The organism is Amycolatopsis sp. NPDC043885 (genome assembly GCF_056435685.1).
Window position 1 is genome coordinate 118,688 of the sequence record NZ_JBWKEA010000019.1, and the last position, 13,539, is coordinate 132,226.

At 69.0% G+C, this 13,539-nt stretch carries 13 protein-coding genes; 3 read left to right on the top strand and 10 right to left on the bottom strand.

Going from position 1 to position 13,539, the window contains the following annotated elements:
* Positions 1 to 48: 48 nt before the first annotated feature.
* Genes AC069I_RS36685 through AC069I_RS36700 form a run of 4 tightly spaced genes read right to left on the bottom strand, consistent with a single transcriptional unit; the run spans position 49 to position 5,224 of the window.
* Entirely contained in the window at positions 49 to 612 is a 564-nt protein-coding gene (locus AC069I_RS36685; RefSeq protein WP_007033694.1) for a GTP-binding protein, read from the bottom strand.
* A 28-nt stretch (positions 613 to 640) separates the two neighbouring features.
* Entirely contained in the window at positions 641 to 1,387 is a 747-nt protein-coding gene (locus AC069I_RS36690) for a DUF742 domain-containing protein (RefSeq protein WP_478230025.1), read from the bottom strand.
* Positions 1,388 to 1,394: 7 nt separating this feature from the next.
* A complete protein-coding gene (locus AC069I_RS36695) occupies positions 1,395 to 1,847 on the bottom strand; it encodes a roadblock/LC7 domain-containing protein (RefSeq protein WP_005166055.1) in 453 nt (150 codons plus the stop codon).
* Positions 1,844 to 5,224 carry a sensor histidine kinase gene (locus tag AC069I_RS36700; protein WP_478230024.1) on the bottom strand — a complete coding sequence of 1,127 codons (3,381 nt, stop codon included), beginning with the start codon at positions 5,222 to 5,224 and terminating at the stop codon, positions 1,844 to 1,846. Before AC069I_RS36700 ends, AC069I_RS36695 begins: the two co-directional genes overlap by 4 nt.
* A 971-nt stretch (positions 5,225 to 6,195) precedes the next feature.
* Between AC069I_RS36700 and AC069I_RS36705 the strand changes: the two genes are divergently transcribed.
* Together AC069I_RS36705 and AC069I_RS36710 are read left to right on the top strand one after the other, a co-directional pair.
* Positions 6,196 to 6,618 (top strand): DUF485 domain-containing protein, encoded by a 423-nt coding sequence (locus tag AC069I_RS36705; protein WP_478230023.1) that lies wholly within the window; start codon positions 6,196 to 6,198, stop codon positions 6,616 to 6,618.
* Positions 6,615 to 8,189 carry a solute symporter family protein gene (locus AC069I_RS36710; protein WP_340685105.1) on the top strand — a complete coding sequence of 525 codons (1,575 nt, stop codon included), beginning with the start codon at positions 6,615 to 6,617 and terminating at the stop codon, positions 8,187 to 8,189. Before AC069I_RS36705 ends, AC069I_RS36710 begins: the two co-directional genes overlap by 4 nt.
* 53 nt (positions 8,190 to 8,242) lie before the next feature.
* Here the strand turns inward: AC069I_RS36710 and AC069I_RS36715 are convergent, their stop codons facing one another.
* Positions 8,243 to 8,812: a TetR/AcrR family transcriptional regulator gene (locus AC069I_RS36715; protein WP_478230037.1), complete on the bottom strand. Its 570-nt coding sequence runs from the start codon at positions 8,810 to 8,812 to the stop codon at positions 8,243 to 8,245.
* A gap of 136 nt (positions 8,813 to 8,948) precedes the next feature.
* On the opposite strand from AC069I_RS36715, the gene AC069I_RS36720 reads away from it, so the two are divergent.
* Positions 8,949 to 10,376, top strand: coding sequence for an MFS transporter (locus AC069I_RS36720; protein ID WP_478267428.1), 1,428 nt, complete (start codon positions 8,949 to 8,951; stop codon positions 10,374 to 10,376).
* Here AC069I_RS36720 and AC069I_RS36725 read toward each other — a convergent pair.
* From AC069I_RS36725 to AC069I_RS36745, 5 genes are all read right to left on the bottom strand, one after another.
* The gene (locus AC069I_RS36725) at positions 10,366 to 10,719 is read right to left on the bottom strand and encodes a DUF3817 domain-containing protein (RefSeq protein ID WP_034322453.1); all 354 of its coding nucleotides are present in this window, start codon (positions 10,717 to 10,719) and stop codon (positions 10,366 to 10,368) included. The two genes, AC069I_RS36720 and AC069I_RS36725, sit on opposite strands and share 11 nt — an antisense overlap.
* A gap of 23 nt (positions 10,720 to 10,742) precedes the next feature.
* Complete coding sequence (locus tag AC069I_RS36730; protein ID WP_340685101.1) at positions 10,743 to 11,114, bottom strand: hypothetical protein; 372 nt, start codon at positions 11,112 to 11,114, stop codon at positions 10,743 to 10,745.
* A 327-nt stretch (positions 11,115 to 11,441) separates the two neighbouring features.
* Positions 11,442 to 12,326: a lytic transglycosylase domain-containing protein gene (locus tag AC069I_RS36735; RefSeq protein WP_478230021.1), complete on the bottom strand. Its 885-nt coding sequence runs from the start codon at positions 12,324 to 12,326 to the stop codon at positions 11,442 to 11,444.
* 131 nt (positions 12,327 to 12,457) lie between these two features.
* Positions 12,458 to 12,940 carry a helix-turn-helix transcriptional regulator gene (locus AC069I_RS36740; RefSeq protein ID WP_478230020.1) on the bottom strand — a complete coding sequence of 161 codons (483 nt, stop codon included), beginning with the start codon at positions 12,938 to 12,940 and terminating at the stop codon, positions 12,458 to 12,460.
* A gap of 350 nt (positions 12,941 to 13,290) precedes the next feature.
* Positions 13,291 to 13,446 (bottom strand): hypothetical protein, encoded by a 156-nt coding sequence (locus tag AC069I_RS36745; protein WP_162182762.1) that lies wholly within the window; start codon positions 13,444 to 13,446, stop codon positions 13,291 to 13,293.
* Positions 13,447 to 13,539 lie beyond the last annotated feature (93 nt).

Genomic DNA, 13,539 nt, shown 5'->3' on the forward strand with positions numbered 1-13,539 from the left:
GTGAGGTGAACCCCCTGGGCGGCAGCCCCTACGCTGCCGCCGTCAGGTTCACCTCGCGTTGCTCGCGCGCAAGGCGATCCACTGCCGCATCGCGTACTCGACCAGCGTGATCAGTGTCTGCTTCGTCGACTCCCGTTCCCGGGCGTCGCAGCGGACGATCGGGATGTTGGGGTCGATCGACAGCGCTTCACGCACGTCGTTGATGTCGTGCTCGAGGATGCCGTCGAAGGTGTTCACCCCGACGATATAAGGCAGGCCCCGGTCCTCGAAGAAGTCGATCGGCGCGAACGAGTCGGCCAGCCGTCGCGTGTCGGCCAGCACCACGGCGCCGATCGCGCCGCGGACGAGGTCGTCCCACATGAACCAGAACCGCTGCTGCCCGGGCGTGCCGAACAGGTAGAGGATCAGGTCCGCGTCCAGGGAGACCCGGCCGAAGTCCATCGCGACCGTGGTGGTCGATTTGTTGGGCGTCTGGTCGAGGTTGTCGATCCCCCGACTGGCGTCCGTCATCATCGCCTCGGTGGTGAGCGGGACGATCTCCGACACCGAACCGACGAAGGTCGTCTTACCCGCACCGAAGCCACCCGCCACGACGATCTTCGCGGATGTCATGGTCGGGGGCGCGGTTTCCCGCGGTGCCTTAAAGCCGACGGAGTCCACTCAAAACCCTTTCCATCAACACCAGATGTGCCTCGGCGCCGTCATTGCCCGAAATCGTCTTGTGCACGCTGACCAGTCCCGCGTCCGCCGCGTCGCTGATCAGCACGCGCGCCACACCCAGCGGCACGCGCAGGGTCGCCGCGATCTCGGCGACCGAACGCGGGGTGCGGCACTCCTCGATGATCGAAACGCACTCGATCTGGTCCGCGGCGGCCGCGGGGAGGCTACCCGCGGCGACGTGGTCCTTGGTGGAGATGAGGGTCTCCAGCTCGAGAGCGTAGTTCGCCTTGGTCCGGCCCCCGGTGAGGGCATAGGGACGGACGATCGCCGTCTCTTCGAGCGGCGACGGCGCCTGCTCGAAGACGGCGGGCATGATGAACTCGCCGCTGGGCGGGCCCGGGTCGAAAAGACCACCTGGTCTCGGCCCGACGGCGCCTGCGCCGCTGTCGGGTGGAGAAGCAAGTGAGGTCACGCGGTCTCCTTGATCGGTCGGCTGCGGGACTGCCGATTCCCCGGTGGCGGGTGTTCCGCCCGCCCGGGAATCCTGAGGGTGCTTGTTCTTCTTGCGCTTCCGACGACCACGTCCCGAATCCAGGGTGAAGCCGTTCAGGACGTCGGCGAAGGTGCCGTCGTCCCGTGAACCGGCAGCATGGGCAGCCCCCGCGTACGGAGGCTGGTGTTCACCCGTCCCCGGCGGTTCGCCGAAGGATCCGGACCCGGTGCTCATCGGGACATCATCCCACCGGTTCGCCGATCAGCGACCCACCGGCGCCCTGCAATTGTGCGCGAAGTTCCGGGGTGAGGATCTGGCCGACGCGATCGACGAGCATCGTCATCTCGTAGGCGACCTGTCCGATGTCGCAGTTCGGGGCGGCGAGGATGGCCAGGCAGGAACCGTCACTGATGGACATCAGCACCATGATGCCGAGTTCCATCTCGACGACGGTCTCGTTGACCGCGCCCGCCTCGAAACATCGCGCGGCGCCCTGGGTCAGGCTGACCAGGCCGGACGCGACGGCGGCCAGCTGGTCGGCCCGGTCCAGCGGGAGCCTGCTGGACGCGGTGAGCAGGAGGCCGTCCGCCGACACCACCACGGCGTGCGCCACTCCGGGTACCCGCTCGGCGAAGTCGTTGACCAGCCACCCGAACTGGTTCTGCTGGGGCTGGGCCGGGTTCGGCGAGGTCATTCACCCTCCAGGGTTTCGTGGTTGGCTTCGGTCGCCTGGGCCGTGCGGTGCCGTCCGCGCTGGATGCCCTGCTGGAAACTGCTCAGGCGACCGCGCACGTCGTGCGCGTCTCGCTGTGGTCGGGGGGTGACCGCCCCGGCGGGCGGTCCCGCGCTGCCCGGGAGCAGTTGCTCCCCGCGACGGCGCCTGGGTAATCCTGCCGAAGTCATCAGCGAGGGCACGGACTGGGACACCGCTTGGGCCGCTTTCCAGCCTTCGTCGGAGCCGAAGTTCCAGGCGTCCGTCCGCTCGGCGGCGGCGACCGGTTCCGGTTCCGGGCTCGCTGCCTGCGGTTTCCTGCTCGGCAGCGCGGCGGGCGGGACCGCCGGACGCGCGGCCGTCTCCGGCGCCTTCGACGGCTCGGGCGCCGCTGCCTGCTCAACCTTCGCGTCCGGCTGGGCGGTGGCAGGCTTCGTGGCGACGGGCTCGGTGGTGGCCGGCGTGGCCTTGTCCGCCGCTTCCTTGCGTCCCCTCTTGACACCCTGCTGGAAGCTGCTCAGCCTGCCGCGCACGTTCGCCGGGTCGCGGACCGGCAGCTCCGCCTTGGCCGCGGGTTCGGCGGCCGGGATCGACGACGCCGCGCTACCCGGCAGAAGCTGCTCGCCCTTGCGGCGACGCGGCAACCCGGCCTGGGTGAACGTCGACGGGGCATTCTGGGAGACCTCCTGCACCGTGCGGAAGGCCTTATCGCTGGCGAAGTCCCAGGTGCGGGCCTCCTGCTCGGCGGTCGGAGCGGGCTCGGCCGTCTTCTTCTCTTCGGGTGCCTTCGTCCCCGGCTTCGCCTTCTTGCCCGCGGGCTTTTCCGGAGCGGGCGCGGGCGAACGGAACCACGCCGAGAGCATCTCGTCGAAGATCGGCGTCGTCTCCGACGCGGTGGGCGGCGGCGGGGTCGCCGGGGCCGGCGGCGTGGTCGCCTGGTTCCACCATTCGCTCAGCGTGGTGTTGTTCTTGGCCTCGAACAGTTCCTTGCCGCTGGGCAGATCGCCTTCCGCGGGGGCGGGCTTCTCCGCTTCCTTGGCGACCGGCTCGGGCTCGGCGGCGGGTTCCGGTTCGGGGCGGCGGGGTTCCGGCGCGGGCGGCGGTGTCGTCGTCTCGTCCCGGGGAATCGGGCTGAACAGCGCCGTTCCCGAAATCTCCAGATCGGACGGCGGCCGCGACTCCTTGGGACCGTGCCCGTTGACCGCGGGCTTGGTGTGGCCCGCCAGATCGTTCGCCGACGGCCACCGCTCCCCACCTTGCGAGGGCACGCCCGGCATCGCGGGGCGCGAACCGTTCGTGGGCCGCTGGCGGCGGGGCAGGCCGCCCGGCTGCTGCGGCGGCAGCGGCGCGAGGCGCTGGGTGATCGGGCCGGTGGCGGGGCCGGGGTCTCCCCCGGGCGGGGCCATCACCAGGTCCGCCGGGACCGAGACGGTGGCGCGCACGCCGACGATGTCCTTGCCGCCGTGCAGCGAGACACCGATGCGGTGCCTGCTGGCCAGCCGCCCGACCACGAACAGGCCCATCCGGCGCGAAGTGGTGAGGTCGACGTTGGGCGCCTCGGTGAGCCGGGCGTTGGCCTCGGCGACCTCGGCCTCGTTCATGCCGATGCCCTTGTCGAGGATGTCGATGCCGAACGAGCCGTCTTCGACGAGCCTGGTCGCGACCGTCACCTGGGTTTCCGGGGCGGAGAAGGCCGTGGCGTTGTCCAGCAGTTCGGCGATCAGGCGCATCAGGTCGTTGGCCGCGTACCCGACCAGCCGCACCGGCGGCGGATTCTGCACGGTGACCCGCTGGTACTGCTCGATCTCGGACACCGCCGCGCGCACCACGTCGGTGGCGGAGACCGGCTGCCCGGAGCGCCTGCCCGGCTCGGCGCCGGAGAGGACCATCAGGTTCTCGTTGTTGCGGCGCATGCGGGTGGCGAGGTGGTCCAGCTGGAACAGTGTGGCGAGCTGGTCTGCGTCCTCTTCGTCGCGCTCCAGCCGCTCGATCAGCTGCAGCTGCCGCTGCACGAGGCTCTGGCTGCGGCGGGAGAGGTTGACGAACACGTTGCTGTAGCCGGTCCGCATCGAGGCCTGCTCGGTGGCCAGGCGCAGTGCCTGGTGGTGCACCTTGTCGAAGGCCCTGGCGACTTCGCCGATCTCGTCGTCGCCGCCGACCGGGACCGGCCGCACGTCGGTGCCCTGCGAGCGCCCCTCCTGGATGTTGCGGACCGCGTCGGGCAGCTGCTTTTCGGCGACGTCGAGCGCGCTGGCGCGCAACACCTTCAGCGAGCGCAGCAGCTGGCGGGTGATGAGGAAGACGACGGCGACGGCGAGCACCATCGCGCCGAACAGCAGGACCGCGAGCAGGCCCGCGCCGCTGCTGGCGTCGTCGACCAGTTCGGCCGACACCGCGCTCGTCTCGGCACCGAATTTGTTCGCGACCTCGCCGACCTTGCCGATCACCGCGGCCGAGGCGTCGGTCCAGCCCTGCGCGGACAGCGAGCGGAAGGCTTGCGGGGACGGGGTTCCCTGTTCACCGAGGGCGGTTTTCGCGAGCCTGTCACGGTTTTCCATCGCTTGGCCGGTGACGGCGGCGCTGAACTCCTGGCGCTGCTGTTCCGAAGCGGCGGCACGGAAGTCCGTGAGGCGGTCGGCCAGCCGGAGTTCGGCGGTGCGCACCTGGTCGAGCTCGCTCGGCGCGAGACTCGACCGGGCGATGCCGAAGGAGACCAGAGCCTGGCTCAGCGAGAGCTGTTCCTTCATCATGGCGAGGTCGTGCAAGGCCGTGGGGGTGCCACCGAGGACGTCCTGGCCGGCACCGGCCGCCAGCGCGGTGTCGAGAGCGAGCAGCGCGGTGGTGACGTCGGTGTACTCACCGATCGCCTGGACGGGGTCGAGCTGTCCGGACGAGGCCCGCTGCCGGATGTCGGGCAGCCTGTCGAGCTGAGCGGCGGCCGCTTCCCGCGCCTGACGGAGCGACGGCTCGTTCTCCACCGCCCGGGTCGCGGCGGCGCCGTAGAGAGGGATGGCGGTGTCGACGTCGGCGCGGGCCGAGGCGAGCTCGAGGGTCCCGCCGACGGTGCCGGCGGTCAGCCCCGCGGCGGACTGGGTGCGTTCGCGGCCGAGGCCGTCGGCGAGGGTGCGGATATGCCCGCTCAGCGCGACGAGCCGGTCCAGCCGCTGGTAGCCGTCGGACCGGCCGACCTGGCCGGCGATGGTGGCGATGCCCAGTGCGAGCGCGATGAGGATCGGCACCAGCGTCACGGCCGACAGCTTCACCGGCAGGCTCCAGTCCCGCCAGCGCACGAGCGTGCGCCAGCCGGTGGCCCACCGAGATGGCCGGGGAGTGCGTCCCAGCAGCTCCCCGACAGGCACTTGGCCTTCTCCTGCAACGGTCACGTAGGTGACTCCCTGTCCGGCGTCCTGGCACGGTCTGAGGCGCCCGTTCCCGTGAGGTACCTGCCTGCGGGGAACTCGGCCCCGGTCTGACCGCGTGATCGATCGCGACCTGAGGGACCCCGTCCGGGGATCCGGGTGTCCCCAGGAACCCCGGTCCACCTCAGGAGTTCTTGCACCTGCACGTGCAGGTCGCAACCTGCGAAGTGCATGGTCGTCGAGATCAACTTTTCTTTGCCAATCGATCACTGCGGGTCAGCCGGGCCAAAGAATCGTACACCAATCCCGGTGCCGTCAATTCTGTTCAGTACACGGCTGCTGACCAGCGAAAAGCGTGCGTCCGAACGATCTACCGGGCCGGAAAACCGCTCGCGCGTCACAAACGAGGGAATTCCGGTTACGGGTTGCGTGGATGCACAGGGTGCCCTAATCACCCGATCAGCCTACGTACGGTAGCCGCGTCGCCCGGTCGAACTACTTTCCGTGCCCCCAAAGGGTGGGTCAAGCCCAAATATGTGCCCGATGTTGTGGCCTTGCCGCCCAAGCCGGTTCGATATCGCCCCGACATGGTGATTTCTTTCGATACACCCGATGCGGCAGGGGATCTTCCCCGGTCCGGGATGGCGGGCACGGTATCGGAACCCGCCCTGCCCTGGTAGCGAAACTACGATCTGTCACCAAAACGAGGGACAGAGCGTGGTCATCATCCGTCGTTTGCCGCAGTGGGCCGTTCGGGCGACGACCGCGCGTGACAACCCGGCTCACTATGACGAGTGATAAACCCGGTTTCATTCCGGCCGAAACGATTTCCCGAAACACTAATGGAAGGTAAAACCGAATACCGGCTCACGCCTTCGCGGAACCGGGGTCGCCTATTCAGAGCAGGTGAAGCCGTAGATAGTATGTGCGCTCCCCGTACCGCGCCACGGATGCAAGCCCCGGAGGAACCCATGCCCGACGTCGCGCGTCCTTACGCGGCGAGCAACGCCCTGGAGGACACCGGGCAGATGCCCGCGCTGTTCGTCCGCGAGCGCCAGCCCACTCCCCCGCCACCGCGCGCCACCGGCCCGGACTACGACCGGATCCAGCACGGCAAGGAGTTCGTCGCGCTGCGCAAGACCTTCCGCCGGTTCGTGTTCCCGATGAGCCTGCTCTTCTTCACCTGGTACATGACGTTCGTGCTGCTGGCGGCCTACGCGCACGACTTCATGAGCCGGAAGGTATGGGGCGAGGTCAACGTCGGCATGCTGCTCGGGCTCGGCCAGTTCGCCAGCACGATCCTGATCACGATCGCCTACCTGAAGTTCACGAACAAGCGGCTCGACCCCAAGGTCGAGGCGCTGCGGGCCTCCGTCGGGGCGGGTGAGCGATGAGCATCCCCGACAACAACCCGGTGCTGAACATCGCGGTGTTCGCGCTCTTCGTCGCGATCACCCTGTACGTCGTGTACCGCGTCAGCACGCGTAACTCGTCCACTTCGGACTACTACGCGGCAGGCAGCGCCTTCACCGGGCGACAGAACGGCATCGCACTTTCGGGTGACTTCCTCTCGGCGGCGTCGTTCCTTGGTATCGCCGGGGCGATCGCGATCCACGGCTACGACGGCTTCCTGTACTCGATCGGGTTCCTCGTCGCGTGGATGGTCGACCTGCTGCTGATCGCGGAGCTGCTGCGCAACACCGGCCGCTTCACCATGGGCGACGTGCTGAGCTTCCGGATGAAGCAGCGCCCGGTCCGCGCCGCGGCCGCGACGTCGACCCTGGTGATCTCCTTCTTCTACATGCTCGCGCAGATGGCGGGCGCCGGCGGCCTGGTGGCGCTGCTGCTGGACATCCACGGTGGTATCGGCCAGGCGCTGGTGATCGGCGTCGTCGGTGTCGTCATGGTGCTGTACGTGCTGGTCGGCGGAATGAAGGGCACCACGTGGGTGCAGATCATCAAGGCCACGATCCTGTTGCTGACCGGTGCGCTGATCACCGTGTTCCTGTTCGGCAAGTTCGGCTTCAGCTTCTCGAATCTGCTCGCGGCCGCCGCCGACAACAGCCCGCTCGGTGACGAACTGCTGGAGCCGGGCGGCTCGTACGGCAAGAGCGAGGTCACGAAGCTCGACTTCGTCTCGCTGGCACTGGCCCTGGTCCTCGGCGCCGCCGCGCTCCCGCACGTGCTGATGCGCTTCTACACGGTGCCGAACTCGCGCGAGGCGCGACGCTCGGTGGTGTGGGCGACCGCGTGCATGACGATCTTCTATCTCTGCACCCTGGTCATCGGTTTCGGCGCGGCCGCGCTGGTCGGCCCGGAGGCGATCAAGAACGCGCCCGGCGGGGAGAACTCGGCGGCGCCGCTGCTCGCGCTGAACATCGGCGGCACCCTCCTGCTCGGCATCGTCTCGGCGGTGGCCTTCGCGACCATCCTCGCCGTCGTCGCCGGGCTGACGATCACCGCTTCGGCGTCCTTCGCGCACGACGTGTACGCGAACATCTTCAAGCGCGGCAAGGCCGAGCCGGCCGCGGAGGTCCGGGTCGCCCGGCTGACCGCGGTCGCCGTCGGGGCGCTCGCGATCGTGGGCGGCATCCTGGCGAACGGGCAGAACATCGCGTTCCTGGTGGCGCTGGCGTTCGCCGTCGCGGCGTCGGCGAACCTCTCGACGCTGCTGTACTCGCTGTTCTGGAAACGCTTCAACACCACCGGCACGCTGTGGGGCATCTACGGCGGGCTGATCGCGAGCCTGGTGCTCGTGTTCTTCTCGCCGGTGATGTCCGGGGCCGCGGACTCGATCATCAAGAGCGTCGACTTCCACTGGTTCCCGCTGAAGAACCCGGGCCTGGTGTCGATCCCGTTCTCGTTCCTGTGCGGGTTCGTGGGCACGTTCGTCGGCCGGTCGAAGGCCGATCCGGTCAAGCACGCGGAGATGGAGGTGCGGTCCCTCACCGGGATCGGCTCCTGACCCGCGCGCCATGAAAGGTCCTTTCCTTGCGAAATTTGCAAGGAAAGGACCTTTCATGGCATCCGGAGACCGTCCAGCACGATCGCGAGAAGCCGCTTCGTGTCCTCCTCCGAAGCCTTGCTCGCGGCCGAGCCCAGCCCATGGCCGAGCCGCAAGATGTCGACGCCCGCGACGTCGGGCCGGAGCACACCCTCGTCCTGAGCCGCTTTCACGATCGTGTCAGCAGCGGCCCGCAGGCGTGACTGGCACCAGCCGAAGACTTCGGAGCCCGCGTCGACGGACGCCTTCAGCGTCATCGCGAGCCCATGTTTCTCGACAACGTAGATGACGTGCGTGGCCAGCCAAGTCTCGAGTGCCTTGCCCGGCGGCAATTCGTCGAGCAGGTCGTACGCCTGCTGCGCCAGCCCGTCGATCTCGTCGCGGTAGACGGCCTCGATCAACTTGTCGCGCGTCGGGAAGTGCCGGTACAACGTGCCCGCGCCGACACCGGCGCGTTTGGCGATGTCGTCGGCGGGCACGTCCACGCCGTCGGCGGTGAACGCCTCCTTCGCCACGGCCACGATGCGCTCGTAGTTGCGCCGCGCGTCCGCGCGCATGGGGCGGGCCGGATCGGCCGTGACCATCTGCACCTCCTCGGCGACGAAAACGGAGACGTTCTCCGAATTCACTTGCGTAAGCGGAGACGGTCTCCATATCATCGCTCACGACCTCAAGTGGAGAGTCTCTCCGCTTCATCTCGTTACGTCTTCGGAGTATTCCTTGACCGAGCGAACCCTGCGTGCCGAGCCCCGGCCCGAACCGGCCGGGGCCCCGCCACCTCCGCACCGGCTGGTCCTCCCGATCATCCTGACCTGCCAGCTCATGCTCATCCTCGACGCGACGGTGATGAACGTCGCGCTCCCGCGCATCCAGTCCGAACTCGGCTTCACCGATACTGGCCTGTCCTGGGTGATGACGGCGTACAGCCTGGTCTTCGGCGGCTTGCTGCTCCTCGGCGGCCGGGCGGGCGACTTGTTCGGCCGCCGCCGGACGTTCGTCGTCGGCGCGGCCGTGTTCACCGCCGCCTCCCTGCTCGGCGGCCTCGCCGGTTCGGCGGAACTGCTGATCGCCGCCCGGGTCTCGCAGGGCTTCGGCGCCGCGCTCGCTGGGCCGAGCACACTGGCGCTGATCACCAGCACGTTCACCGAAGCCAAGGCACGAGTGCGCGCGCTGGCGTTGTTCTCGGCGATGTCCAGCAGCGGTTTCGCGATCGGCCTGCTGCTCGGCGGGCTGCTGACCGAATGGATCTCGTGGCGTGCGGCGCTGTACATCAACGTCCCGTTCGGGCTCGCGATCGTGCTGCTCACTTCCCGGTACGTCGCCGATCCTCCACGACGGCGCGCCCGGCTGGATCTTCCCGGCGCGTTCACCGGCACCCTCGGCGTCGGCTCGCTCGTGTTCGCCTTCACCCACGCCGCTTCGCACGGCTGGGGCGACATGATCACCCTCGGCAGCCTCGCCGCCGGGGTGACGCTGCTGGCCGCGTTCCTCACCATCGAGACGAGGGTGCGCGAACCGCTGATCCCCCTGCGCCTGTTCGCCGAACGCGACCGCGCCGCGGCCTACGTCAACTTCTTCCTCGGGCCGATGGCGATGATGTCGATGTTCTTCTTCCTGACCCAGTTCCTGCAGGACATCGCGGGTTTCGCCGCACTGGAGACCGGCTTCGCGTTCCTGCCGATGGCGGTCTGCATGTTCCTCCTGAGCAGGCTGATCCCGAAGCTGCTCCCCCGGTTCGGGCCGAAGCCGCTCGCGCTGACCGGGACCGCGCTGATGACCGGCGGGGTCGTCTGGCTGACCACCCTGACCACGGACAGCGGCTACTTCTCGCATCTGCTCGGGCCGATGCTGCTGATGGGCGTGGGCGCCGGGCTGGCGTTCTCCCCGCTCAGCGTGATCATCATGGCGACGGTGCCCACCGACGACGCGGGTGCCGCCGGCGGCGCGCTGCAGACGTCGCAGCAGGTCGGGGCGACATTGGGGCTGGCGATCCTGATCACCGTGTTCGGCGCGGCGACCCGCACGCCGTCCGGGAGCCCGGCGGAGACTGCCGTCGCCGGGATGACCGCGGCGTTCACCGCCGCGGCCGTCGTGACGGCGGTGTCGTTCCTGGTGGCGCTGACCTTCCGGCGCCGGCTTAGAGCTTGACGCCCGCCTGGACCTTGTGCGTGACCTTGCGCTCCATCACGAACGAGAAGAACGGGATGCAGCCGGCAATCAGCACGAGGAGCGTGCCCTTCATCGACCAGCGGGCCTTGATCGCGAGGTCGACCGCGAGCAGCAGGTAGATCAGGTAGAGCCCACCGTGGACCATGGGGATCATCTTCACGAACTGGGGAAGTTCCACGCGGAAGACGTACTGCAGCAGCATTTCGACGACCAGCCCGAGCAGGGCCACACCGGTGGCGTACGCCGCGACGCGGAACCGGATCAGCGGTCCGCCCAACGAGACCGGGCGGGCCGGGGCGGCGTCGTCAGTTCGGGTGGTCATAGGGTCTCGAACCTCTCTGGGGACTACTTGTCGCGGGCGTTGAGTTCGCGCAGGTACCTGTTGTACGCGGCGAGCTCGTCGTCCTCGGGGGGCGGCGGCGCCGGAGCCCGTCGCTGCCGGGGAGCGGGCACTTCGGGGACGGCGGTCTCGGCCACCGTCTCCTGGGCGTCGGCCTCGGCGGCGCGACGGCGGAGCTTGCGGATCCGCCAGAACATGAAGGCGGGGAACAGTCCGAACAGCGGCCACTGCAGAACGTAGCCGAGGTTCTGGAACGTCCCGCTGGCCGAGGAGAACCGCTCCCACTGCCACCACGCGAGCCCGCAGCACAGCGCCAGGCTCACCAGGCAGACGCCGGCGATGCCGAGACGGCGCAGGGTGACGGACGAAGCGGGCACATATCGACGCTAGCACTGGGCGCGCCGCGAAACATCGCCGACCTGGGCGCCCGGGACCTTGGTCCCGAGCCGCGACCTCGCGCGTGAGGCGAAGGTGTCGTGAGTGAGTTGGGGGCGTGCCGCCGGTGCACAGATGGCGGTTTCGCGTGACCGGATGGACGACACGCGTGATTGAACGGACGCGCACACCGGTCCGTGAAGGCCTCCTTGCCTACCCTGAAGGTAGTGAAGGAGGCCCTCACTACCCACCAATGTGACGCCTTGTGACGCTGGGACAGCCGTGACGCCTGGAAGCCTTCACAGAACGATCCGACCGGGCCGAATCGCTCACGAACGCGAGGCGACGGCCTTCGCGTAGTCGTCCGCCAGCCCGAAGACCTTCTGCGCGTACTCGGTCGAGTTGTTGTACGACAGGATTCCCTGCCACCACCCCGATGCGGCCGACATGTCCCGGTTGTTCACGCACAGGTACCGCGCCGCCGCCAGCGTCGCGTCGTCGATCTGCTGCGGGTCGCCGAGGCCGTCGCGGTTGCCGTCGGCGGCGTACCGGCGCCAGGTGCTGGGGATGAACTGCATCGGGCCGACCGCGCGGTCGACGGCCGCGTCGCCGTCGAATTGGCCGCCGTCGGTGTCGCCGATCGCCTTCACGCCGGGCGATCCGTCGAGCGGGACGCCGATGATCGGCTTCGACGGCCGTCCGTCCTGGCCGAGGACGGCGCCGCCGTACTGACCGTGGTTCGACTCGATCCGGCCGATACCCGCCAGGGTCGCCCACGAGATCTTGCAGTTCGGCTGCATCTGGCGCATCGCCAGCTCGGCGTTGCCGTAGGCGAGCAGCGCCCTCGCCGGGATGCCGGTGGCCTGCGCCGCCCGCTCGGTCCAGGCGGTCAGCGGGTCCTTGCCCGGCTTCGGTTGCGCCTGCTGCGGCGCGGTCTGCTGGGCGGCGCCGCCCGCGAGGGTGGCGTTGACCGGGGCGACCGAACCGGGTTTGACGTCCGCCGCCTTGACCTGCAGCGCGGGGATCTCCATCGTCGTGGGGCTCGCGACCGGGGCGGACGCCTTGGTCACCAGCCAGATCCCGCCGCCGGCGAGGCCGAGCACGGCCAGCACGATCACCAGCCTGCCGAATACGGCGGCGCCCACCCCGCGGCGTGGCGGAGCGGGCGTGGCCGGGTCGGCGACGAGCTCGTCGTTTTCCGGGGTGGTGCGCACGAAGCGGGTCCTCCAGCGTGGGCGGCGATCACGACCGATGCTCGAACAACGAGCCCGCGCAGGTTAGCGTTACGCGGTCGCCGGAATCGCCCTTGCCACGCCGGTTCACCCGCGCGTGCGAGAAGTTCTCATCAGGCGGACTTCTGCTGCCTCGCCAGCCGCGCCACGCACCAGGCCGGGGCGCTGCCGCGACGGAGGTGCTGCAAAACGGTCATCGGGCCGAGACGGCGGCTCAGGTCGGACGGGGCGAGCCCGGCCGCGCGGTAGTCGAGCGCACGCTGGTCGAGCGGGCTGATGCCGGCGTCCCACCAGGCTTCGGCCTCGGCGACGCCGCCGACCATCTGCCACCAGCCGGCGGCCGCGACGAGCAGCTCCTGTGGGACCTCCGGGAGACGACGGCGCATGGCGTCGAGGTAGCCGGGATCGGCGGCCTCGACCGGCGCCCAGCGCCCCTGGCCGGACTGCTGACGCTGGCCGGGGATTCCGGGAGCCTGCCTCGGCACATCGGCCAGCCACGCCGACGCGATGCGATCGGCTTCCTGCTCCTCGGGGGTCTGCTCACGCTCGGCCGCCCACTGCCGGATCAACGCATCGACTCCGGGATCTCCGGTCATCCCTGCCTCCTCATGATTCCCCGACTGACAAGCCCTGACTTACTTGCCCGGCTGAAAGTTCCGCTGCCGTGAGGCTTGCACCTGCGGAAACTCCTCGCCCAGGAGGCCGGCTCCGGCGCCTGGAGGACCAACCGATCACGCAATGTGAGCACCGTAGGGGCGCGGAGGTCTTTTCCGCCAGAGCTTCCAGGGCACGAATTCGTCGACCAGCGGGTTTTCGGGGGCAATCCACCCGGATGGTCGAGTCATCCGACCGAAATCCGAGACGGGTGACGCTGAGTGATAACCGCTGGTGGCCGCGCACAGCGATCACCGGCATCACCAGGGACGCCGGTGATCGCCGCGATGGGTCAGGAGAAGAGGCTCCGGACGAACGTCACGATGGCTTCGGCACCGGACCGGAGCCAGCCGAGCGCGGTGTGGACGGCGTCGGCGGATTGCGTCGGCCTGCTGATCAGAAAGAAGAGCACGAGCGCGACGACGGCGATCACAACGAATTTCTTCAAGCCGGGCGACATGGCTCCATCCCATCACACCGTAGTGTCCAGACGATGACTCCGCGCGCACTGCGGACTTTGTCACCACTTTAAGGAGAATCG

Coding starts and splice junctions, on each gene's coding strand:
- AC069I_RS36695 (WP_005166055.1), bottom strand. CDS start 1,847: ATGACCTCGCCGAACCCGGCCCAGCCCCAGCAGAACCAGTTCGGGTGG.
- AC069I_RS36705 (WP_478230023.1), top strand. CDS start 6,196: ATGCCCGACGTCGCGCGTCCTTACGCGGCGAGCAACGCCCTGGAGGAC.
- AC069I_RS36685 (WP_007033694.1), bottom strand. CDS start 612: ATGACATCCGCGAAGATCGTCGTGGCGGGTGGCTTCGGTGCGGGTAAG.
- AC069I_RS36740 (WP_478230020.1), bottom strand. CDS start 12,940: ATGACCGGAGATCCCGGAGTCGATGCGTTGATCCGGCAGTGGGCGGCC.
- AC069I_RS36690 (WP_478230025.1), bottom strand. CDS start 1,387: ATGAGCACCGGGTCCGGATCCTTCGGCGAACCGCCGGGGACGGGTGAA.
- AC069I_RS36725 (WP_034322453.1), bottom strand. CDS start 10,719: ATGACCACCCGAACTGACGACGCCGCCCCGGCCCGCCCGGTCTCGTTG.
- AC069I_RS36710 (WP_340685105.1), top strand. CDS start 6,615: ATGAGCATCCCCGACAACAACCCGGTGCTGAACATCGCGGTGTTCGCG.
- AC069I_RS36715 (WP_478230037.1), bottom strand. CDS start 8,812: ATGGTCACGGCCGATCCGGCCCGCCCCATGCGCGCGGACGCGCGGCGC.